16 protein-coding genes are annotated in these 23,280 nt (G+C 40.5%); 10 read left to right on the top strand and 6 right to left on the bottom strand.

The genetic code is table 11. The annotated features are described in order from the left end of the window. Nucleotides 1-24 precede the first annotated feature (24 nt). Nucleotides 25-615 carry a hypothetical protein gene (locus IQ31_RS09455; RefSeq protein WP_145327834.1) on the top strand — a complete coding sequence of 197 codons (591 nt, stop codon included), beginning with the start codon at nucleotides 25-27 and terminating at the stop codon, nucleotides 613-615. On the opposite strand, the gene rsmG is transcribed toward IQ31_RS09455, so the two are convergent. Both rsmG and IQ31_RS09445 read right to left on the bottom strand, forming a co-directional pair. Further along, nucleotides 616-1,251: a 16S rRNA (guanine(527)-N(7))-methyltransferase RsmG gene (gene rsmG / locus IQ31_RS09450; RefSeq protein WP_088160248.1), complete on the bottom strand. Its 636-nt coding sequence runs from the start codon at nucleotides 1,249-1,251 to the stop codon at nucleotides 616-618. It lies immediately after the preceding gene. A gap of 22 nt (nucleotides 1,252-1,273) precedes the next feature. After that, a complete protein-coding gene (locus tag IQ31_RS09445; protein ID WP_145327833.1) occupies nucleotides 1,274-2,416 on the bottom strand; it encodes a glycosyltransferase in 1,143 nt (380 codons plus the stop codon). Nucleotides 2,417-2,691: 275 nt separating this feature from the next. On the opposite strand from IQ31_RS09445, the gene tgt reads away from it, so the two are divergent. The 3 genes from tgt (at nucleotide 2,692) to IQ31_RS09430 (ending at nucleotide 5,935) form a co-directional block, all read left to right on the top strand. Then, complete coding sequence (gene tgt, locus IQ31_RS09440; protein ID WP_075991063.1) at nucleotides 2,692-3,822, top strand: tRNA guanosine(34) transglycosylase Tgt; 1,131 nt, start codon at nucleotides 2,692-2,694, stop codon at nucleotides 3,820-3,822. 27 nt (nucleotides 3,823-3,849) lie between these two features. Then, nucleotides 3,850-4,926, top strand: coding sequence for an LptF/LptG family permease (locus IQ31_RS09435; RefSeq protein ID WP_145327864.1), 1,077 nt, complete (start codon nucleotides 3,850-3,852; stop codon nucleotides 4,924-4,926). A 97-nt stretch (nucleotides 4,927-5,023) separates the two neighbouring features. Beyond that, nucleotides 5,024-5,935: a DMT family transporter gene (locus tag IQ31_RS09430; RefSeq protein WP_145327832.1), complete on the top strand. Its 912-nt coding sequence runs from the start codon at nucleotides 5,024-5,026 to the stop codon at nucleotides 5,933-5,935. A gap of 45 nt (nucleotides 5,936-5,980) precedes the next feature. On the opposite strand, the gene IQ31_RS09425 is transcribed toward IQ31_RS09430, so the two are convergent. Beyond that, nucleotides 5,981-9,022, bottom strand: coding sequence for a VIT domain-containing protein (locus IQ31_RS09425; RefSeq protein ID WP_158638837.1), 3,042 nt, complete (start codon nucleotides 9,020-9,022; stop codon nucleotides 5,981-5,983). A gap of 340 nt (nucleotides 9,023-9,362) precedes the next feature. Between IQ31_RS09425 and IQ31_RS09420 the strand changes: the two genes are divergently transcribed. After that, nucleotides 9,363-10,652, top strand: coding sequence for an esterase-like activity of phytase family protein (locus tag IQ31_RS09420; protein WP_088160252.1), 1,290 nt, complete (start codon nucleotides 9,363-9,365; stop codon nucleotides 10,650-10,652). A 151-nt stretch (nucleotides 10,653-10,803) separates the two neighbouring features. Here IQ31_RS09420 and IQ31_RS09415 read toward each other — a convergent pair whose 3' ends face one another. Continuing rightward, on the bottom strand, nucleotides 10,804-12,264 hold the full coding sequence (locus tag IQ31_RS09415; protein WP_145327830.1) for a glutamate synthase subunit beta: 1,461 nt from the start codon (nucleotides 12,262-12,264) through the stop codon (nucleotides 10,804-10,806). 17 nt (nucleotides 12,265-12,281) lie between these two features. After that, complete coding sequence (gene gltB, locus IQ31_RS09410) at nucleotides 12,282-16,796, bottom strand: glutamate synthase large subunit (RefSeq protein WP_088160254.1); 4,515 nt, start codon at nucleotides 16,794-16,796, stop codon at nucleotides 12,282-12,284. A 307-nt stretch (nucleotides 16,797-17,103) separates the two neighbouring features. Between gltB and IQ31_RS09405 the strand changes: the two genes are divergently transcribed. The 5 genes from IQ31_RS09405 to IQ31_RS27855 all read left to right on the top strand — a co-directional run bounded on the left by IQ31_RS09405 (nucleotide 17,104) and on the right by IQ31_RS27855 (nucleotide 22,187). Beyond that, entirely contained in the window at nucleotides 17,104-18,201 is a 1,098-nt protein-coding gene (locus IQ31_RS09405) for a mandelate racemase/muconate lactonizing enzyme family protein (protein WP_075991068.1), read from the top strand. 254 nt (nucleotides 18,202-18,455) lie between these two features. After that, the gene (locus tag IQ31_RS09400; RefSeq protein WP_145327829.1) at nucleotides 18,456-18,827 is read left to right on the top strand and encodes a BlaI/MecI/CopY family transcriptional regulator; all 372 of its coding nucleotides are present in this window, start codon (nucleotides 18,456-18,458) and stop codon (nucleotides 18,825-18,827) included. Beyond that, nucleotides 18,820-20,292, top strand: coding sequence for a M56/M15 family metallopeptidase (locus IQ31_RS09395; RefSeq protein WP_088160256.1), 1,473 nt, complete (start codon nucleotides 18,820-18,822; stop codon nucleotides 20,290-20,292). Before IQ31_RS09400 ends, IQ31_RS09395 begins: the two co-directional genes overlap by 8 nt. 173 nt (nucleotides 20,293-20,465) lie before the next feature. Beyond that, a complete protein-coding gene (locus IQ31_RS09390) occupies nucleotides 20,466-21,446 on the top strand; it encodes a deoxyhypusine synthase family protein (RefSeq protein ID WP_046674101.1) in 981 nt (326 codons plus the stop codon). Nucleotides 21,447-21,524: 78 nt separating this feature from the next. Then, on the top strand, nucleotides 21,525-22,187 hold the full coding sequence (locus IQ31_RS27855; RefSeq protein WP_232475679.1) for a hypothetical protein: 663 nt from the start codon (nucleotides 21,525-21,527) through the stop codon (nucleotides 22,185-22,187). 40 nt (nucleotides 22,188-22,227) lie between these two features. On the opposite strand, the gene IQ31_RS09380 is transcribed toward IQ31_RS27855, so the two are convergent. Beyond that, nucleotides 22,228-23,208, bottom strand: a complete 981-nt coding sequence (locus IQ31_RS09380) for an energy transducer TonB (RefSeq protein WP_088160257.1) — start codon at nucleotides 23,206-23,208, stop codon at nucleotides 22,228-22,230. Nucleotides 23,209-23,280 lie beyond the last annotated feature (72 nt).

Here is a 23,280-nt window from a genome sequence, read left to right as displayed (position 1 = left end):
TATTTTGGTTTATCAATTATAAATATGGTACGTATCGGATTTCTATCTTTATTGTTTTTCTGTGTCTACTTTTCGTTTTATCGGCAGGGAGTTTTTGCCTATTCCGGGAGACCTCATCTTCTGGATACCATTGGGAAAAAAGGAAGTCCAAAAGATACGTTACGTTTGGATACTGTTTCGATCAAACGCAAATCAGCGGGGGATAAATGGGAAGAAAAAAAGGAGGAGTATAAGTCGATCTTTTTCTGGGGTGATACGAAAAATATGGTGACCTTGCCTCATCAGGGCGGAATTGCTGTCAATCTGAACAAGCTTTACAATAAATTCAGTCGAAAGGGACGAAATTCGAGAAAACTTCAACGTCAGTTTGAAAAAGAATACCAACAGGATCTGATTCGCGAGGAATGGTATCCGCTGACACAGGAATACAGCAAGTTGTCGGGAGATTCGTTGCGCAAATTTAGGATATACTATGAGCCTTCCTTAAAATGGCTTCGTGAGAATGATCGCTATGAGAAGATCGCTTATATCCATAAGTGTTTAACGAACTACCTCGATTCTGTAGACATTATCCATAGGCGACTTCAGTTTCCTATGGGTAATGCCAAACTTTAATTACATAGGTACGTATACCAGATATTTTGTATCAAAGAAATCTTCTTTAAAGTAATCTGAAAGTGGGTGTAATTCTGCTTTGAGCTTAGATTCTTTGATCTCTTCGGTGAGATCTCCGCCTTTTAAGTAAAGAATTCCATTAGGGATCCCGTTTTTATCTTTTCTTGCGAATTTATTCTGTATCCAAGGCGTAAATTCTCCAAGTCTTGTCACCGCACGTGATATGACAAAATCATATTTGTCGTCGAGTTGTTCTGCGCGGATATGATCTGCTTCAACATTCTGGAGACCGAGTCCAGCTGCAACTTCACGTACGACCTTAATTTTTTTGCCGATAGAATCGACCAAATGGAATTTGACTTCAGGAAACATAATGGCCATTGGGATACCTGGAAAGCCTCCTCCGGTTCCCACATCCAAAATTTGTGTTCCTGGCGTGAGCTCTTGGACAAATTTAGCGATACCTAGCGAATGTAACACATGGTGCAGGTAGAGGCTATCAATGTCTTTACGTGAAATAACATTGATTTGGCTATTCCAAAATGTATAGAGGTCGGCAAGTTTTGCAAACTGTTCTTTTTGAATATCCGTTAATTTTGGAAAATAGTTATAGATGATATCAACTGTTGGATTCAAAGCTTCGTATTTTAAAAGTGAATTATTTCCAGCTTATTTTTTTCTTTTTTCTGCTGAAGATGCCATTGATGCAAATATAGAAATAGTAGATGAAGTCTACCAAAGGCAGCCACCAAATCAGTTCCTTTACTTCTAGTTTTTTATAGATGTTGGCAAATATTATCCATTGGGCAATCAGCCTTAGAAGGTAGGCTGTAACGGGAACATACCAGTACATTGGAAAGGCAATCGCTGTTGCGATAAGTGCTACGTAAAAAAAGACTGCCGATACCAGCTGAGTGCCCAGCATGCGCTGATGTCGCTTTTTGTAAATGGTAGAGGCGCCTGAGTGTCTTGCTTTTTGCTTGTAATAGCTCCTCCAAGTCGCTTTGGGTTCCGAATAGACAATGGATTCGGCTGCCAGTGCAATGTTAACATTGGTCGGATTTGCATTTTGGTTAACAAAAAGATCATCATCGCCGGATTTAATATGCATATGTGCTGCAAATCCTTTGTTACGAAAGAAAAGGTCTTTTTTGTAAGCCATGTTACGCCCTACTCCCATATAGGCATCACCCTTTAGTGCATAGGAGAAATAACTCATGGCAGTATGGCTAGTTTCAAATCGAATCAATAGATTTAGCAAGCTTTTTTTCTTAAAATAAGGAGAATAGCCTAGTACAATTTCTGTTTCCGGTCTGAAAGCTGCGGCAATTTCTTTGAGCCATTGATCGGATTGTGGCGCACAATCCGCATCGGTAAACACCAGTGTCTGGTGCTTTGATGCTTTGATACCCATACTGACGGCAAACTTTTTACCATGTTTCAAGCGAATATGCTCTTTGATATCCACAATCTTTAAATTGGGATATTTTGCTTCGAAATCATGCAATATCCAAGGCGTATTGTCTGTTGAGAAATCATTGACAACAATTACTTCAAAATTGGGATAGTCTTGATTCAGTATACTCGGAAGGAATTCAGGAATATTATCCTGTTCATTGTGTGCACAAATAATAACGGATAGCGGTGGGAATTCGGTTCCTTCTTGTACAGGTTCAATTTGATAACGACTCAATTTGCTATATACAAATAAGATGTAGTACAATTGTATCAATAAGAAAAGACCCAATACTCCAAAAGCAATATATGGAAGATTGGCCAAAAATACGTGAAGGTCAAGCATAGCTCACAAAGATAAGTGCTTTCCGCAACTTTTTTATAGGGGAAAAATGATAATTTATTTTTGAAACATCCTGTTTGCAAATCTTTTTATAGTATTTTTGCAACGTATTCTAGGGATGAATCCGAGCTTGGGTGGAAATTAGGAAAGCTATAATGACTTTTTAAGTTGCAACTAGTTGAAAATGAGTTTTTAATTTTTTACTCCAAATGCCGATATCGCCATTTCCATGGCAAATCATTCTTTAAAATAGAAATAGTCTCAGAGGAAAAATATTAATGAAATTTACGCTACAAGCACAAGATAAGTTGTCAAAAGCACGTGCAGGTGTTGTCGAAACTGCACACGGTCCCATTCAAACGCCTATTTTTATGCCTGTTGGTACGGCAGGTACAGTGAAAGCAATTCATCAACATGAATTGAAGAACGATATTGAAGCGCAGATTATTCTGGGTAATACGTACCACCTCTATTTACGTCCGGGGCTGAATGTGTTGAATAAAGCCGGCGGATTGCATAAATTCAATGGTTGGGATCGACCTATTTTAACAGATTCTGGTGGTTATCAAGTGTATTCGTTGACCGAAGTACGTAAGATCAAAGAAGAAGGGGTTACCTTTCGTTCCCATATCGATGGATCAAAACATCTATTTACACCAGAAAATGTAATGGATACGCAGCGTATTATCGGTGCAGACATCATTATGGCATTTGATGAGTGTACGCCTTATCCATGTGATTATGGGTATGCACGTCGTTCTTTGGATATGACCCATCGTTGGCTGAAACGCTGTGTGGATCGTTTTGATAGCACTGATCCGCTTTATGGGTATGATCAGACTTTGTTTCCAATTGTTCAAGGATCTGTTTACAAAGATTTAAGAATTAAATCCGCAGAGACTATTGCTTCGTTTAACCGTGAAGGAAATGCGATCGGTGGATTATCGGTTGGCGAACCTGCGGAAGAAATGTATGCTATGACCGAAGTTGTCTGTGATATCTTACCGCATGACAAACCACGTTATCTTATGGGCGTAGGAACACCGGTAAATATTCTTGAAAATATTGCCTTAGGGGTGGATATGTTCGATTGCGTTATGCCAACCCGTAATGCTAGAAATGGTATGCTTTTCACACAAAATGGTATTATCAATATCAAAAATGAAAAGTGGAAAGATGATTTTTCACCAATAGAAGCGGAGAGTGATCTGCATGCTGATCAATTTTATTCGAAAGCCTATCTAAGGCATTTGATTAAATCACAAGAAATTCTTGGAGCACAAATTGCTTCTTTACATAATTTACATTTTTACCTTTGGTTGGTTAATCAGGCTAGGGAGCGAATCATTGATGGAACTTTCTACGATTGGAAAAACAAAATGGTGAAAATATTGGATCAACGTTTGTAGAACTAAATAGCGCAAGTTAAAAAAATGCTGTCGTTAATCGATCGTTACATTATCAAAAAGTATTTAAGTACTTTTTTATTCACTATGGCGATATTTACTGTTGTCATGGTGGTTTTTGACGTGTCCGAACGATTGGATGATTTTTTAAAATATCATGCACCCCTCGATAAGATTATTTTTGAGTATTATGCGGGGTTTATTCCCTTTTACTTAAATTTTCTTTGTCCGCTGATCAACTTTATTGCGGTTATTTTCTTTACCTCCAAGATGGCGGACCAAACTGAAATTGTCCCGATTCTAAGCGCCGGGTATAGCTTTAACCGTTTGCTTCGTCCCTACATGATGGCTGCAACCCTGATATTTGCTATTTCTTTGGTATTCAACATTTTTATTATTCCGAATACCAATAAGATGAAGGTTGATTTTGAAAATATCTACGTAAAGCCACCCAAGGATAACTCGAGGGTTTCTACTCACATGCAATTGGACAAAAACAGCTATGTTTATATAGACAATTTTGATAATACAACCAAAACAGGATACGGCTTTGTACTTGAAATTTTCAAAGGGGATACCCTCAAGGAAAAAATGATGGCTGACCGTATTACCTGGGACTCGGTGGCAACAAAATGGAAGATCGAAGGATATACCAATCGTATTATCAATGGACTGCATGAACGCATGGACAAAGGAGCCGTTAAAGACACGACTTTGGATATGAAACCTTCGGATTTTGAGGTACGTGACAATATGTTTACCGCCATGGATACACGCGAATTAAATATTCGTATCCATAAGGAGGAGATCAGAGGAACAGGAGTCATGAACGATTTATTGCTTGAGAAATACAAGCGTTATGTGTATCCATTTTCAGCTTTTGTACTGACCTTGATGGGTGTGGCACTGTCCTCTAAGAAAGTGCGTGGGGGGATAGGATTGAGTCTTGGGATTGGTATCGCGTTAAGTTTTACATATATCGTCTTTATACAGTTTGCAACGATGTTTTCTTTGAAAGGGGGACTGCCACCGTTGATAGCCGTATTAATTCCGAATGTTACCTTCTTTTTGGTAGCACTATACCTGGCGATAAAAGCGCCAAAGTAATTTTTTGTTCAGTTTTCAATAACTTCAGTGAGCCTGCCTTATAAAGGGAAATAATAGGTATTGCTCATCATTTCTATACAAATGTATTCTAGAGAATATGGCTAAAATTCAATTAAATCGGAATATTCTAATTCTGCATTTAACAATACTTATTTGGGGATTTACCGGGATTTTGGGTAGTCTGATTTCCGTATCTGCCCTTCATTTAGTGTGGTATCGTGTTGCAATAGCGTCTATCGCGCTGTTGATCTATTTCTTGGTAACCAAACAATCGATTGTAGTTTCGCGGAAACAGTTTCTCCAGTTTTTTATGGTGGGGGCCGTTGTTGGGCTGCATTGGGTATTATTTTTTTATTCGATCAAAGTATCGACCGTATCGGTGACATTGGTTACGCTATCCTCGGTGACTTTATTTACGGCAATATTGGAGCCTATTGTGAATAAAAAGCGCATTGCACTGTTGGATATTGTAGTTGGTTTGGTAATTATCATCGGTATTTATACGATCTTTTCTTTTGAAACACATTACCTCGTTGGTCTATTGGCGGGGCTTGGTTGTGCGTTTTGCGCGAGTATATTTTCTATCGCCAATGCGCGTATGGTTAAAAAATCGAGCCCAACCCTGATTACGTTCTATGAGATGATGGGGGCATGCTTTTGGATCAGCATATTGATGTTGTTTACAGGAGATTTCAATGCTGAAATGAGACTGGGGCGGCAAGATTTAATTTATCTGCTGTTGTTAGGTGTGGTTTGTACGGCGGTGGCTTATGTTATGGGCGTTGCTGTTATGAAGGAATTATCTGCTTTTACTGTTGCGCTGACAACCAATCTGGAGCCTGTATATGGTATTCTGTTAGCGATGTTGATATTTGGGCAAAAGGAGACCATGAGCGGCGGGTTTTATCTTGGAGCCTGTATCGTTTTAGGAGCAGTATTTACTTACCCTTATGTAAAAACCAAATTAGAGAATAGACAAAAGGATCTGGTTATTCGTAAATTGCATTAATTGAGACAGTGAAGTCAATTTATTGACTTCACTGTCTCTGGTAATCTACTGGAATGAAAATTCGCCAATACCAATATTGCGCTCCTTATTGCGGTCAAGGTAGATCGTAATGATTTTTCGTTCTTGCTTTCCACTGCTATAGTAGGTATAAATTTCAGCCATCACAGCCGCTGGACCTGCTAGCGTCAGGGAACCATCGTTAAAGAAATCAACTTCAATTTTATATTTTCCTTTTAGTGCTTTTTTCAATAAAAATTGTTCAGGGCCATAGCCGCCAGTAAAGTCATTGCTGAGTCGACCCCCAATCGCTGTGGCTGGATTACTATAAAAGCATTTTTCTTGATTTGGATCAGTTACCCAAAGGTCTATATCGGTGTTTTGTGAATTCCAATTGATGACAACACGAATGTCGACGGGCAGATCCGCAATCAATTTTTTGTTCACGGTAACTGTGGAGCTTGCAGCTTTGTTTGCTTTAATGATATTATTGATTTCCATAACCAATGTTTCTTCAATACCGTCATCGCGGTCGGCTGCTTCCGGGGAGTAGCTCTGGGTCAAAATCCCATATAATTGTTCTAGTGCTTCCTTGAACATACCTTTGTCTTGTAAGACAAGGGCATAATCGCGGTGGCTTTGTGGATCCATTGGACGCCATTTTAAAACCTTAGCTGTAATGAATAGTGCATTGTCGTAATCGCCCCATTCCCGTAACTTATAAGAGATGGTTTTGTAGAGATCTGCATTTTCAATTTGTAAGTCTGCGAGTGCACTTAAAATGAGTAGCGCTTTGTCTCGATCTCCTCTTTTGAAAAAGAAGTTTGCGACATCAAAATAAAAAGTTGGCGTTCCCATATACTGATCCCGAAGTTGGAGATAGCTTTTGTAAGGATCTTTGGATTGAATAAGGTCCTGTAAATAGGCTTGGTCTTCTTTAATTTCGGGGATGCTGATTTTTCCACGTATGTTGTTAGTGCTGCTTGGCGTTTGTAGGCCAGCTACACGTCCTTCTAAGGATTGAACAACAGCGAATTCCTGAAGAACGTCCTCAGATGCGGCCGCCCTCGCCAGTTCGCTGGTTGCTGTATGGCCAGTGCTTGAATTGCCAGTTGCCGAGATGCTTTTCGCTGAGGTTCGGTCAGATGAACGCGATTCTAAGGCTAGCGTGGGAGCTGCAGGACTAGCTGAGCGACGCGACGGAATGGGTGTAACAGGAGCAACACCGGTAGCCATCTCTTCAGCAACGGCAGGTTCTGGAATGCGAATTAATCTTTTACGCTTTGGATATTTCTTTTTTTGCTGAAAATCGGTATTCCACCAGGACTGAAGCTGTTTGGTAATGTCTTGAGCCTGATCCAACAAGTCTGCTACACGTTCTTCCTTTGCGATACGTTCTTCTTTTATGAGCCGATTAAATTCGGAAAGCAATTCGGCAGGTGGAGTTATTGCATAACGTATGTAATCTTCTACAGTTTCCAGTACAATTAAGCTGGTATTTCGGGTAACAATACCGAACTGTTTACCAAGGGTTTCAATTTCTTCACGATTGTCTTCGTATTGAAGATCCAGCGCTTCAATTTTCTTTTGTGCCCAGATCTGCTGTAGGTCAATTTCACCATGGTCAGGGTGCAGCGCTATACTAATCTCTTGTGGTGCTTGTTGCCCATCTCCTACAAGTACGGTGAGCTGCTTCAATCCTGGGTGTTTCCCTAAGCCCGCGATAGAAAAATTGGCTTGTATTGGGGTACCTTTTTGAGGATAAACTTCTTCAAAATCATTTTTTTCTTTTATCCCCAGATAGATAAGGTTTATCGTATTTAGATTATGATAAGCTTCAGTTATTGAGGTATTGACTAAATTGATCATCTTTCCAATATGTTTTTGGGCAATTTGTTTTAGGACACCATAGTCGGACCCGCTGGATGAAGTAATGCAATAGACTGGATTGTCAAGGCTCATTTTACTTTGACCAAATGTAGAAAGGCCGTCGCTAAACAGCAGGTAATTGCTGGCCTTTATTACACCGGCCTTTATTTGGCTATAATCTGTACCGCCATCGTAATTAATTCCTTTGATGTAGTTTTTGAGATCATTCCAATTACCTTGACTTACCTGAAACGTATGCCCTTTTACAAAGCGGATGTCCAATAAGCCCAGATCAACAGTCATATTGGGGTTTTCTTTAAAAAAGAAATCTAATAGCGCGAGTTCCTTTTCTATATCTCTATTTTTACTGCTGAGCGAACGGTCCCATATAATTCCAATGCTGTGCCCCCATTTCTTTTGAGCAGGTTTTATGGAGTTGACGCTTGCATTGGCAAGAAAATAAAATGTATTGTCATTATTTGCCTGAAATAGACCTGATGTTTCCCTGTTGTCTGTCGGCAGTTGAATGACTAAATTTCGCTGGGATTTAAACTGTTGTTTATGTAAAGAAGCTGTGTAATTGCTGTTATGTTGTGAGAATGCCAACGAACCATCTGGTTTCTCTGTGAAATTTGGCTTATGTGTGTCTTGAAAGACATGGATATCCAAGGTGAAGTTTTCAATGGGGGATGTATAGTTTAAGGGTAGATGGTAGTAACGAGCCTGATCGGATGCTGTTGTCAGATTTTCCGAATAGCTAATCTGAACGGTGCGTTTCCCATTCGCTGGTAATGGGTAAATCCGAGTTCGGAAATTATTGCCTTCGACTTTTTCCAATAGACCCGGATCGACCCGGCGTGTTTCTATACTTTCAAATACTTCGGTACCTTTATTTTTATCGACTGGAACTGCCTGGCGTAATTTGCCGTTGATATCTAAGGCGTAACCGCTCACGGAAACGCCTTCCGGCATAGGGAATGTCAGTTCGCCCTCGAGATCGCGATTGGTCTTATTGTCGAAGACCATTGTCATCGTCGTTTTGGCCATATTTCCGAAGATCGCAACATCTACTTTTAGGTCTGCCAACATCACCTTGTTTTGCTGGCTATCGTCATTTTTAATTCTTAAGCTGGGTATTTCGCGTGTAGTTTTGATCTGAGATTTCGTATCCACATTGGAAAATGCCAAAATTATGAACAGGGCAACTATGATCTTTTTCATCTTTCTATGTTTAGTAGGTGAGGTCCGTGAATACATCGATGGTTCGCGGTACAATTAGTTGTTATTTTTCTAGTGATGCAGGAAAATTCAAAATTCCATAACCGAGGGTATTTAATTTTTATAGGATGTTTTTTACGATAGATGCAGTTTATTTAAACTTATGTTAATGATTGGCTAATATCTGGCAATTATGTTTGCATCAGTATTCGGACAGCCAGCCAAGTATAGATTGTTTAGACTAACCTTACTGTTTTATCGGATATGCAAGGCAACAGGAATAGAATTTGGCTATTGGAATGAACCTGAATAGCAGTAAACATTATTTGAAAAATTTGTACAGATGAAAAAAATATACAGTGTACTGGGGATAGCCCTATTGTGTGCTTCATGTAGTAAAGATGATGTGTCGCAGATTACTGACCCGACAGAACTGACCTATCCGCAAAAGGCAATAGCAACAGACCCAAAAGTATTAAGTGATATTAATGATGTAAAAGTGTATAATGGAGGCTATGGGTCTTCGATGGTCCAAGATCCTACTGATAAATCTATATTTTATCTTTTAACTGATAGGGGACCAAATATTGATGGGACAGAAAGCGATAGTAAAGTATTTGCTACTCCGGCATTTGCACCGCAGATCGGTAAATTCAGATTAAAGGAAAATACGCTAACATTGGAATCTGTTATCGAATTGAAAAATAAAGATGGTGTGAAATTGAATGGTCTGCCAAATCCTGAAGGGAAGGGTGGTTCTGGAGAAAAAGCATTGGGGGTTGATGGTAAAGATCTAGGGAAAAGCGAGGATGGAATCGATTCAGAGGGACTAGCGAGAGCGGCGGATGGTTCTTGGTGGGTCAGTGACGAATACGGACCACATATCGTTCATTTTGACGCTTCGGGAAAAGAAATCGAACGGATTAATCCTTGGTCTACGGGTAAAAAGTTGCCTTTAGTATTTGCCAAACGTCGTCCTAATCGCGGAATGGAAGGATTGACGCTTACGCCTGACGGTAAAACACTGGTCGGAATCATGCAATTTCCGCTGTATAATCCATCTAAAGATGCGATTAAAAATTCGTTGGCAATCCGTATTGTTACGCTCGATATTGCGAGCGGTGCCACGAAACAATATGTCTATATGATGGAGCGTACCGATTTGCAGGCTGTAAGTGAAATTGCTGCCGTGAGCAATTCAACATTTATTGTCTTGGAACGTGATGGGGAATACGCGACAGAAGCAACTCGCTCTACTGTATTTAAGAAAATTTATAAAATAGATCTTTCTGGCGCAACAGATATCTCGGATGCGAATAATACCGCAACTGGGAAATTATTTGACGGTAAAACTGTCGAGGAACTCAAAGACGCAGCTACATTGGCAAAGTATAATATTAAACCAGTCAATAAGACATTGGTTGCTGATTTAATGACTGACATCAAGGAATTGTATCCGCATGATAAAGCAGAGGGCTTGGCTGTCATTAATCCATTCATGATCGCGGTATGTAATGATGATGATTTTGGGGTAACCGGAAAAGGTTTCTATGAGTCGAAAATATTGCCTTACATAAAGACTGTAGATAAAAACAGCATTTATTTTGTTAAACTTAAGGACCCACTGAAATAGGGACGAATGACTGATCATAAAAAGGTCCGTTGAATTCTCAACGGACCTTTTTATGATTTTATACTGTTCACGCTTTTGCTCTTATCGCTAAAGATTATACGGTGGCTTGGTGTACCACTTGTATGAACTCTCTGTTGAGCGCGGCCTACTTTTAAGCATTTATTGTGGTCAGGAAGTCTTTGCTTTCAAGCTCTGAATAACCCATTAGGTATTCATCGACTTTTCGAGCACATTCGCGTCCTTCGGAGATGGCCCAAACAACAAGCGATTGGCCTTTACGGCAGTCTCCGGCTGTAAAGATATTATCAATTGTCGTTTGGTATTCTTTGTCATTTGCGAGGATATTTCCTTTTTCATCTACACGAACACCTAACTGTTCTAAGAGCGTATGTTCAGTATGTTGATAACCAATAGCCAGTAATACGAGGTCTGCCGGTATTTCACGGATCTCGGATTCTCCTAAGCGGGTTCTTTTTCCAAATTCATCAACTTCGTATTGAACTTCCTTGATTTTTACTCCCTTAATATGACCATTTTCGTCTTGGACAAATTCCTGGGTTTCTGTAGCCCAAAGTCTTTCACAGCCTTCTTCTTGGGAAGAGGAGGTTCCGAATGTGAGCTTGTCCATCGGCCAAGGATTGTTCTTTAGGCGATGTTTAGATGGTGTAGGTTTGCGGGCAATCTGTGTAATACTTTTTGCACGATGACGATTGGATGTACCAATACAGTCTGATCCGGTATCACCGTCACCGATGACAACAACATGTTTGTCTGTTGCCAAGATGCGGTCTTGTTCGATAGCGATTCCGCTTACTTCTTTATTCTGTTGGGTCAAAAAGTCCATGGCAAAATGTATGCCTTTAGCTTCATGCCCCGGTAATTGCATGTGCCAAGGAACGGTTGAACCAGTGGCCAATATAACTGCATCATAAGCTTTTAATTCATAAAAGCTGATATCTTTGCCAACTTCTGTGTTAACCTTGAATTCTATTCCCGATTCTTTCATGAGATTGACACGGCGATCGATCACCGATTTTTCTAATTTAAAATCCGGAATACCGTAACGGAGTAAACCTCCAACCTGGTCATCACGTTCGAAGACGATAACATCGTGCCCAGCCTTATTGAGCTGAGCGGCAGCCGCTAGTCCTGCTGGACCAGAGCCCACGACAGCGACGCGTTTGCCTGTTTTTAAATAGCTTTTATGTGCTTTGACATAACCCTTTTTAAAAGCAATCTCAATAATATGTTTTTCGATCTCCTCAATAGTGATCGGAGTACTATGTATGCCAAGTACACAGGCTGATTCGCATGGTGCCGGACATATTCTACCTGTAAATTCAGGGAAGTTATTGGTGGAGGACAAAATCTGATAGGCCTCTTCCCATTTTCCATCGTATACGGCATCGTTAAATTCAGGGATGACATTGCCCAGTGGGCAACCTGAATGGCAAAATGGAATGCCGCAATCCATGCAGCGAGCAGCTTGCTTATTGAGCTCATTCTCTGAATATCCTTTATTGAATTCCTTAAAGTGCTTTACGCGACCTTCCACAGCTTCTTTTGTCGGAAGCACGCGCTCAAATTCTTTAAAACCTGTAATTTTTCCCATGATCTGTGCTTCCTATATTATGCTTCAACTAATTTTTGACGAATGACATTTTTGTATTCTCTAGGGAATACCTTAATGAATTTATTTTTTTCTCTTGACCAGTTTTGCAGGATGAAATCTGCTCTGCGGCTATTGGTAAGCAAAATATGACGTTTCAGCAAAGCGATAATTGCGGTTTCGTCTTCACTTTCCAATGGGTCCAGATCGACCATTTCCTGATTGCAGTTTTCGCGGAAATCCTCGTTAATGTCGTAGATCCATGCGATACCACCGCTCATTCCGGCAGCAAAGTTACGACCCGTTGCCCCTAAGATCAGCGCACGGCCCCCAGTCATATACTCACAGCCATGGTCACCAACACCCTCAACGACAGCTGTTGCACCTGAGTTACGTACGGCGAAGCGTTCGCCGGCCTGTCCGTTCACGAATAGATGTCCAGAGGTTGCTCCAAATAGTGCAACGTTGCCGATAATGATATTATCTTCCGGTACGAGAGCACTTTCTGCAACTGGATAGATTGCTAGCTGAGCTCCTGATAGCCCTTTTCCAACATAATCATTGGCTTCACCTTGTAATTCAAATGAAAGACCCTTTGTTGAAAATGCACCGAAACTTTGTCCGGCGGAACCTTCAAATTTGAAATTGATGGTATTATCAGGCAGGCCTTCAGAACCGTAGAGTTTTGAAATTTCATTGGACAACATTGTTCCGATCGTACGGTCTGTATTTTTGACCTTAAAGGTGCCAAATACAGGAGTTTTGCTGTCTAAAGCCAATTTTGATTGTTTTAGGAGGCCCCAATCCAAAATCATGGCCATACCGTGATCCTGCTCTTCGGTATTGTATAACGATTGTCCAGGCTCGTTGCGTTCCACATGTAGAATGTCTGTGAAATCAATTTTCTTAGCTTTCCAATGGTTTATATTCTCGCGTTTTTTCAAGAATTGAGCTCTTCCCACCATTTCGTTGATGGTACGGAAGCCTAGATAAGCCATAGTTTCCCGGACTTCCTCCGCGAGGAAGGTAAATAAGTTGACAATATCTTCTGGTTTTCCAGAGAATAATTTACGCAGTTCTGGATCTTGAGTTGCAACACCTACAGGACACGTATTCAGGTGGCATTTACGCATCATGATACAGCCGCCGGCAACCAATGCTGCTGTAGATACGCCCCATTCCTCAGCGCCCAATAGTGTAGCGATGATGATGTCGCGACCTGTTTTTACCTGGCCGTCCGCTTGTAACACGACACGACTGCGCAATTTGTTTTTAACAAGTGTCTGATGCGCTTCTGCAAGGCCTAATTCCCAAGGTAGTCCAGCGTGCTTGATTGAACTGATTGGAGATGCACCTGTACCACCATCAAAACCTGCAATAAGAATGACGTCGGCATGGGCTTTTGCAACTCCGGCAGCAATGGTACCAACACCTGCTTTAGAGACCAATTTTACGTTGATTCTTGCTTGACGGTTAGCATTCTTTAGGTCAAAGATCAGCTGCGCTAAATCTTCGATGGAGTAAATATCGTGGTGGGGGGGGGGTGAAATCAGACCGACACCCGGTGTAGAGTGTCTGGTTTTTGCAATCCAGGCATCCACTTTGGGACCAGGTAATTGACCTCCTTCTCCCGGTTTGGCACCTTGGGCCATTTTGATCTGTAGTTCGTCCGCTTGTGTCAGATAATTGGACGTGACACCAAAACGAGCCGAGGCAACCTGTTTAATAGCCGAGCGCATAGAATCTCCATTTGGAAGCGGTTGATAACGCAATTCATCTTCTCCACCTTCACCAGTGTTCGATTTTGCACCGATGCGGTTCATGGCGATGGCAAGGGTACTATGCGCTTCGTGGGAAATTGATCCAAAGGACATCGCTCCGGTTGCGAAACGTTTTAGAATTTCACTAGCAGGTTCTACTTGCTCCAATGGAATAGAATTGCGATGTTTTGCAAAGTCCAACAATCCACGAAGGGTAAACATATGTTCCTTCTGCTCGTTGATTTTCTGTGCGTATTTTTTATAGGTTGCGTAGTCTCCGGTGCGACAGGCCTGTTGCAATAGGTGAATCGTGTCGGGATTCCAAAGGTGGCCTTCACCGCGGCGTTTCCATTGGTAAATACCGCCTTCTGGCAATAAATTTTGCGGTGTACGGCTTTTTTCAAATCCACGCCAGTGTTTTGAGAGGGCTTCTTTGGCAAGATCATCTAATGTCATGCCACCGATACGTGAGACTGCTCCGCAGAAAAATTTATCAACGACAGATTTGTCGATGCCGAGTACCTCGAAAATCTGCGCTCCGTGGTAGGATTGCAATGTGGAGATCCCCATTTTGGAGAAAATTTTCAACAAACCATTGTTGACGGCCTTGACGTAGTTTTTGGATAATTCTGGCCAAGTGAGCTCTGTATCTAAGGTATTTTGTTCCTTCATCGTACGGATGCTCGCCAATGCCATATACGGGTTGATCGCAGTGGCACCGAAAGCTAATAGGCAGGCAAAATGGTGCACTTCCCAAGCATCACCGGCTTCGACCACTAGACCTACAGCGCCACGGTTACCTGTTTTGATCAAGTGGTGATGGACTGCTGAAACAGCAAGTAACGATGGTATTGCTGCATGTTTGGAATCGATCGCACGATCTGAAAGAATTAAGACTTCAAAACCATCACGTACGGCATCATCCGCATAGCGGCACAAGCGTTCCAGACCTGCTTCCAATGATCCAGGCTTACCATCTGAGCGGAAATAAGACTGAATGGTTTTTGCTTGGAACAATCCTGTGTCGATCGAACGCAATTTCTCCAGTTCTTTGGAGGTCAGGATCGGATGCGGTAAAGTCACACAGTGACAGAATTTCTTGTCTTCGATCAGGATATTGCCTGCATTACCGATGAATGTTGCTAAACTCATGACCAAGCGTTCGCGAATCGGATCGATTGGAGGGTTAGTTACTTGGGCAAAAAATTGTTTAAAATAACTTGAAATATGCTGTGGTTGATCGGAAAGAATGGCCAGCGGAACATCGGACCCCATTGAGCCTGTCGGTTCGTACCCTGTCAATGCCATTGGAGTCAGGATGGTTTCCAGATCCTCGCGGGAGAAACCAAATGTCTTTTGATATTTGAAAACGGAATCTTTGGAAAGATAGGTGTAGGTTACACGAGGCTCTTCCAGTTCTTCCAGTTTGATTTTGTAATTGTCCAACCAATCGCTGTAGGGCTGCTGGTTGATCAGCTGATCTTTTACTTCGTTATCGGTAAGGATACGGCCCTGTTCCATATCGACAAGAAAAATCTTGCCTGCTTGTTGGCGGCCTTTTTTGATGATGGTAGACTCCTCGATCGGAAGTGCTCCCGCTTCAGAAGCAACAACGACGCGGTCGTCTGAGGTTACGGCATAACGTAGTGGACGTAAACCGTTGCGGTCTAGTGTAGCACCAATATGCTTACCATCGGTGAAGCAGAGGGCTGCAGGACCATCCCAAGGCTCCATCAACGTCGCATGGTATTCGTAGAAAGCACGTTTTAAAGGATCCATTTGTGTATTGCCATCCCAAGCTTCAGGTACCAACATCAACATGACGTGGGTGAGGCTACGACCGCTGTGTAAAAGAAGTTCCGCTACATTGTCGAGGCAGGCCGAATCGGACTGACCACGGTCAACGATTGGAAGTAAGATTTCCATCTCTTCTTCCGTAAAATAGGGCGATGATAAAGCGCGCATACCTGCATAAAACCAATTCAGGTTACCTGTCAACGTATTGATCTCGCCATTGTGTGCCAGCATACGGAATGGTTGAGCAAGCGACCATGAAGGGAAGGTGTTGGTGGAAAAGCGCGAGTGAACTAAGCCAAAAGCAGATACCACACGAGGATCGCGTAAATCAAGATAATAAGTTCCGACCTGGTATGTTGTTAATTGACCTTTGTAAATAATTGTTTTGCAAGAAAGCGATGCAAAGTAAAGCGGGAGAGGATATTCTTGTTGTTGTTTAACTTTTTGAATGATCAGGCGACGTAGTACAAAAAGTTTGCGTTCAAATTCTTCAGTGTTTGAAACGCCGTCCGGTCTGCTGACAAAAAATTGGACAATTTCAGGTTCTGCACTGAGCGCTGTTGGTCCAATACCTTCACGATTGACTGGTACTGGACGGTAGCCAAGGAATTTCATACCCCTTTCTGTTGCCGCTTCCTCAATCAAATCCCGACATATTTTGTTCATGTCTTCTTCTTTAGGAAGAAAGACCATACCTGTGCCATAATAACCTGGCTCTTCCAGTTGTATACCCAAGTTGATACATTCTTCCCATAAAAATTCATGTGGAAGCTGGATCATGATACCTGCTCCGTCACCGCTTTCTGGGTCACAGCCACAAGCACCGCGGTGTTCCATGTTTTCCAACATGGTCAATGCATCCTTTACTTGTGCGTGTGATTTATTTCCTTTGATATGGGCGACAAAGCCTACCCCACAGGCGTCATGCTCAAAATTAGGGTCGTAGAGGCCCTCCGTTTTCGGTCTTTGTTGAATCATCTTTCCTTTTCAAATATTATACATTGCTAATATAGGAATAAAAAACGTAAATATTGTAAATATTCTAATGAAAATGTGTTTAATTTGATTTTATCATTTCTTTTGAAGTGTTTTGTTGCTGATATTGTATTTGGTATTCGTGGCTGTTAATACAGTTTGATGCGTAGCTGAATAATGCAACATTTGGCAATATTTTTTTGTGCGATATGGAAAAAGCATCCCAAGATTGCGAGAATATATATAAATTAGGCAAAGTATTGCATATCCTTTTATGCTGTATCGACATGGCTTAACTAAAGAGAATGAGATGAAAATAACTGAAATTGAAATTTATCGACTAAGCATTCCTATGGAACCTTTTGTCATTGCGACAGGGACAATGGACTATGCGCAAAATACTTTTATACGTATATATACCGATGCCAATATATATGGTGTGGGCGAATGTTCTGCCTTTCCGATGATCGTTGGAGAAACACAAGATACTTGCTTAGTTCTGGCTAGAGATTTTGCAAAGATCTGGAAGGGGCGCGATCCTTTGGCCATAGAAGAGCGTTTGGCTGAATTGGATTTGTATATTGCCGGTAACAAAACGATCAAATCGGCTTTTGATATGGCCTTGTATGACTTGGCCGCCAAACATGCTGGTCTACCGCTTTATCAGTTTCTAAAGGGAACGAAACGAGAAATTACGACAGATATCACTTTAGGAATTGCGTCTCCGGAAGAGATGGCGCTGAAGGCAAAGCGTTTACAGGACGAAGGTGCGGTCATGTTTAAAGTTAAACTGGGGAAGGAGCCAAAAACGGATATTGCGCGTATTCGTGAAATACGTAAGGCTGTTGGATTCGAAATGCCTATTCGCGTGGATGCAAATCAAGGCTGGTCTTATGCGGGGGCAATAGAAGCTTTGCAGGGGCTAGAACCTTTTAAGATACAATTTTGTGAGCAACCAATGCGTACCTGGGATGACGAATATTTACCGCAATTGCGCACAGAAACTATTGTTCCCGTGATGGCGGATGAATCTGTTTATTCTCACCATGACGCAGAGCGTCTCTGTAAAGCTGATGCTTGCGATTATATCAATATTAAATTTTCCAAATCAGGAGGTATTCAAGAGGCCTTAAAAATTAATCATATTGCTGCGGAATACGGCATTACTTGTATGATCGGAGGAATGCTGGAATCTCGCTTGGCTTTGGCTGCTAAGGTACATTTCGCGTATGCTGCCCCAAATGTCAAGTTTTTTGATCTGGACACATGTATGGTTGGCCATCTGGAGGATCCTGTTATCGGTGGTATTCAATATGACGGATACAAAATACATATCTCAGACCAAATTGGAATCGGGGCAGATATAGACCAAACTTTTTTAGATCAATGCGAGAAATGGATCATTTAAATTGGAAAAAAAATTATGAATAGTATGAACTGGGGAATAGGGACACAAGAGATTATTGTCCTGATTATTATCATTATCTTTTTGGTAGCGGCCTATTTGTTTTTCTCTAAGTTATTGAAAAAGTAGGTTTTAATTTCTTTTTTTTGATTGAATATCTTCTGTAAACTTATTTTTAAGTTTTATAACTTATTTTTCAGTTGTAAAACTGAAAAATAAGTTATAGCTTTATGTTAGCATAAACAACGTATCAAATTATGGAAGAATTAACAAAAAAAGAAGAGGAAGTCATGCAGGTGATCTGGAAGCTCAAAGAGGTCTTTGTCAAAGATATTATTGAGTATCTGGATCCAAGTGGTTCCATACCCTATAATACAATCTCCTCGATTGTAAGAATATTGGAAAAGAAAGAGTATGTAGGTTATAGAGCCTTCGGAAAGACTTATCAATATTATCCTTTGATTTCGAAGATGCAATACCGAAAGTTATCATTCTCAAGAGTGCTCGATCATTATTTTGATGATTCGGTTGAAAACTTACTGTCTTTTATGGTAAAAGAAAAGAAGCTTTCGGCGAAGGATATTCAGAAAATAGAACAACTCATCAAAAAACACGAAGATCATGAATAGCTTACTTTATTATTTATTTGAAGTTAACTGCAGTCTGGTAATCGGGGCAGTTCTTTATTTTCTGGTATTCAGACAGCTTTCATTTTTTCAATGGAACCGTTATTTTATCCTGGGTTTATGTTTGTTGAGTCTGCTTCTGCCATTTGGAACTGTACGTTTGGGCGAACTATTTCTTTCGCCGACAAGTCCAGTGCTCGCTTTTGAACAATCGAACACAGTTGCTCATTCGATAGGAGCTTCGGGTGATCTCGTATCTGAAACAGAAATGGTCGATTCTTTCTGGCATTCCTTTTCGATTGGATATGGCATTGCTTATGGTTATCTGCTTGTATCTTTTGTTTTGTTATGCCGATTTGCGTTACGCTATATCCGCTTAGGCCGTCGTATTGGACAGCTGAGTCAGTATAAATTTGAAGGATTTACGATGGTTGCTCCCTTTGGACATTATGCAAATTGTTCAGTTCAGCATGTAATTGTTATGGAAGAAGATCAGCTTGATACACCAGATGGAAAATTGATTTTTGAACATGAGAGCCAGCATATTGTTTTTAAACATCGCCGGGATAAATTGTTTATAGAAATTTTTCGTTGCCTTTTTTGGCTAAATCCATTTGTTTATTGGATGCGTAGACAGTTGTATTTGGTGCATGAATATCAGGTTGACGAGGTATTGGCCAATCGATATGGTAACACCCGCTATGCCCGTTTTCTACTGACTTTAACACAACAGCCCTGTCCTGCTGGATTGCAGAGCAGTTTATTTAACAATAGGCATGAGCTGGTTGAACGGGTTCAGGCCATGATGGCAAAACCTTCCTCTAAAAAGAAAAGATGGCAATACGTGCTGACCGTTCCTTTATTAGGCCTTTTACTGCTATTTTACTCTTTTATTAATCCACCAATGCATTCCTGGTCTATCTTTTATTTTGGAAAAGAAAGAACTACGAAGACAATTGTCCTGGATCCGGGGCACGGCGGGAAGGATTCTGGTGCAACGGCATATTCTGGATTGATGGAAAAATCATTGACCTGGGAAACCTGTTTACTTTTGAAACAAGAATTGGAAAATAAAGGCTATAAAGTGATATTATCGCGTGGAGGTGATGAATTTAAATTGTTGAAGGAGCGTTCCAATTTTGAAGGGGATTTATTGCTTTCCATTCATTTTGATCGTGTAGAAACAAGAGAAGAGCTTCCTATTCGTATTCTGTACCAATCGGGGGTCACCAACGATATATTGGAACAGCATAATCAGAGGTTTGCATTTAGCCTAGATCAGAATCTAATCCAAAATGGATTATCGGTGAATAGGCCTCAGATCAGTACAAAACATGTTGTTTTACGTAGTGCTAAAATACCGGCACTTCTTCTTGAGCTGGATAACATCAATGCCATTGATAAAAATGTGAAACCTGATTTTGTTCAGAAATTAGCCAATGCGATAGATCAAAGCTTCGAATACTAAGCTTCGATCGAAGGAGAAGCGTCACGTTTATAATCGCAGCCTAGGAATACCATTTTTTTTACATTTGTTAAAAAAATGTGGTCTATACGCGTTTTGAATCTCTATTGGGACGAAAATAGATTATATTCAGTACCTTTGCGATACTTATTATTTTATAAAAGTTAGAAAATATCATGAGTACTCAAAAAGGACCTATTTCTCAATTTATTGAGCATAATTACCGTCACTTTAACGCAGCTGCATTAGTAGATGCTGCAAAAGGTTACGAGGAACATCTATTGGATGGTGGAAAAATGTTGATCTCTTTGGGAGGTGCAATGTCTACCGCTGAATTGGGTGTTTCTTTGGCAGAAATGATCCGTCAAGATAAAGTACACTTTATTTCTTGTACTGGTGCTAATTTGGAAGAGGATGTGATGAACCTTGTGGCACACTCACACTACAAAAGAATCCCGAATTATAGAGATTTGACAGCTGAGCAAGAAAGAGAGCTATTGGATAATCACTATAATCGTGTTACAGATACTTGTATTCCGGAAGAGGAAGCTTTCCGTCGTTTGCAGAAACATCTTGAAGATGTTTGGCATGCTGCTGAGGCTAAAGGTGAGCGTTACTTACCACATGAGTTTCTTTATCAGGTTGTTAACTCTGGTGTGTTGGAGCAATATTATGAAATCGACCCAAAAGATTCTTGGATTGTTGCTGCTGCGGAGAAAAATTTACCAATTGTATGTCCAGGATGGGAAGATTCAACGACAGGTAATATCTTCGCTTCCAATGTGATCAAAGGTAAATTGAAAGCGAGTACTGTTAAATCTGGTATTGAGTACATGATTTACTTGACAGAGTGGTACCGTAACAACTCAGCAGGTAAAGGTGTTGGATTTTTCCAAATCGCAGGTGGTATTTCTGGTGACTTCCCAATCTGTGTAGTTCCGATGATGTATCAAGATCTTGAATGGGAAGAAGTACCTTTCTGGGCTTATTTCTGTCAAATTTCAGATTCAACAACTTCGTACGGTTCTTACTCTGGTGCTGTTCCAAACGAGAAAATCACTTGGGGGAAATTAGATATTGATACACCTAAATTTATCGTAGAATCTGATGCGACGATCGTTGCGCCATTAATCTTCTCGTATATCTTAGGTCATTAATCTTTTTGACATACAGAAAGGAGCGATTCTTCGCTCCTTTTTCTTCTTTATCTTTACTGTCTAATATTTCTTTTTCCGATGAGCAATCTTACAACAGATAACCCCGTTGCACTTCAGACCTTAATGGATGAAACAATCTTTGGTAATGGTTTTGATTTTCAAGCCGATCTGTCTACACATCCTTTACAGGAGGAGAATAGTGCTCATGCGCAAGCAGCTGTTGTACAAGCATCATCGGAAATGAAGGATACCTCGTATGTGGCGGTGGGCTTAGGTGCAGAGAAAGCCGCTGTAGCTATTGAGTCCGGCAGGGACGGCGATACTGTTAATCATCTGGAGGTATTGGGTGGTGAATTTATATATCAAGGAAATAAGGATCAGGGAATACTCTTTATTTTGCGTTACGAGCAATACCCCTATTTTTCTCCAGCCGCATTGGGCGCTTTTGAAAAAACAATTGGTGCTTTGAAATTGACGAAAGAGACCGTTGCGGTACTCAATTTGGCAAATCCCCATAACCCGAATGATTTTAAGCGTATTATGCAGTTTTTCCAACCGACTAAGATTATATTGTTGGGTGTGGAACCCGCGTCTTTGAAACTTCCATTTATTGAACATAATTCCTACATGAAAGGCCGTATTGCGACGGTTTTTAATACGTTCAGTTTTGAAGAGATGTTTGTTGATGTGAATAAAAAGAAGCTGTTCTGGAATGAATTTAAAACTTTTATCGTATCATAATTTGTAAATGGGATTAACTTCCAACTTTTGCGACGGTTCTTCAATCTTTCTGCAGGTTAAGCCGAATAGGTAACATGTAAGCAACACGAACGGATTCGCCTTTATATACCCTTGGGATCCATTTCTTCGATTTTTTGATGACAGCTATTCCTGCATCTCCAGTGCCAAATCCGAGGTCCTGAAAGATCCTAAAATCAGATAAACTACCATCCTTTTCAATAAAAAAGCCAATAAGTATTGTGCCACTTGCACCAGCTTTTAAAGCTTTTGATGGACAATTATAATTATTTGAGATAAATTGCATTAACTTCCCTATTCCTTCAGAATAGGTCGGGTCAATATTATAATTCGTAGAATCGTAACGTGATATAGTTCCATCGTTTTTGGTCATTTCGCCATATAACAGATTATCATCTTTATAGTATTCTTTGAATGTATGTGGGATAATATCAGTACTCTTTCCTTGCCATTCACCTTCACGCTTGTTATTAACTAAAGGGCCTTCTTCAAAATCATTTTTAAATCCGGTTTTAAAATGTATAATCCCATTCCCATTTTCAATTTTTCTTATTCCCAAAGAATCAAAATAGGCTAGATATTGTGTGGTACTATTATATTGCCAAGTTATGTTATTGGTTCCATTATTAAGTGTTATTAAGTGGATTTTTCCAGATGGATAATAATAGTAAGCCGTATCGATCAAATATCCTTTAGCATTAAATGTTTCTTTGCTTTTAGGCATGCCATCTGGGTAGTAGGTCTCTTTATGCCCGATATAATTATAGGGTACCTTACCGGACAACGATATTCCGCTTGTTTTGACTTTATCATTACTCACAAATTTTTCCAAAACAATATATTGCTGTTTACCATCTTTAAATTCGGGAGTAACTTTTCTTGAATAATAGGCTTTGTTCATATCTGTTGTATGATTTCCGGTTTCGTCCAAATAATATTGGGCGTTGGCCTTGCTAATTCCAAACAGCAATAAACATAATAATTGTAATAAGACTCTTTTCATAAATAAGATATTTAATCTCCAGAAGTTATTTTAAAACTAAGCAAATCAAACGGGGGCAAGCCGTAGCTCACG

Source organism: Sphingobacterium siyangense, assembly GCF_007830445.1.
In the GTDB taxonomy this organism is placed as follows: domain Bacteria; phylum Bacteroidota; class Bacteroidia; order Sphingobacteriales; family Sphingobacteriaceae; genus Sphingobacterium; species Sphingobacterium siyangense.
This window is presented reverse-complemented; position numbering and strand designations above follow the sequence as displayed.

Bases quoted from the DNA above. Each gene is read 5' to 3' on its own strand.
- IQ31_RS09455 (WP_145327834.1), top strand. From the start codon at position 25: ATGGTACGTATCGGATTTCTATCTTTATTGTTTTTCTGTGTCTACTTT.
- IQ31_RS09445 (WP_145327833.1), bottom strand. From the start codon at position 2,416: ATGCTTGACCTTCACGTATTTTTGGCCAATCTTCCATATATTGCTTTT.
- tgt (WP_075991063.1), top strand. From the start codon at position 2,692: ATGAAATTTACGCTACAAGCACAAGATAAGTTGTCAAAAGCACGTGCA.
- IQ31_RS09430 (WP_145327832.1), top strand. From the start codon at position 5,024: ATGGCTAAAATTCAATTAAATCGGAATATTCTAATTCTGCATTTAACA.
- IQ31_RS09425 (WP_158638837.1), bottom strand. From the start codon at position 9,022: ATGAAAAAGATCATAGTTGCCCTGTTCATAATTTTGGCATTTTCCAAT.
- IQ31_RS09420 (WP_088160252.1), top strand. From the start codon at position 9,363: ATGAAAAAAATATACAGTGTACTGGGGATAGCCCTATTGTGTGCTTCA.
- IQ31_RS09415 (WP_145327830.1), bottom strand. From the start codon at position 12,264: ATGGGAAAAATTACAGGTTTTAAAGAATTTGAGCGCGTGCTTCCGACA.
- gltB (WP_088160254.1), bottom strand. From the start codon at position 16,796: ATGATTCAACAAAGACCGAAAACGGAGGGCCTCTACGACCCTAATTTT.
- IQ31_RS09405 (WP_075991068.1), top strand. From the start codon at position 17,104: ATGAAAATAACTGAAATTGAAATTTATCGACTAAGCATTCCTATGGAA.
- IQ31_RS09400 (WP_145327829.1), top strand. From the start codon at position 18,456: ATGGAAGAATTAACAAAAAAAGAAGAGGAAGTCATGCAGGTGATCTGG.
- IQ31_RS09395 (WP_088160256.1), top strand. From the start codon at position 18,820: ATGAATAGCTTACTTTATTATTTATTTGAAGTTAACTGCAGTCTGGTA.
- IQ31_RS09390 (WP_046674101.1), top strand. From the start codon at position 20,466: ATGAGTACTCAAAAAGGACCTATTTCTCAATTTATTGAGCATAATTAC.
- IQ31_RS27855 (WP_232475679.1), top strand. From the start codon at position 21,525: ATGAGCAATCTTACAACAGATAACCCCGTTGCACTTCAGACCTTAATG.
- IQ31_RS09380 (WP_088160257.1), bottom strand. From the start codon at position 23,208: ATGAAAAGAGTCTTATTACAATTATTATGTTTATTGCTGTTTGGAATT.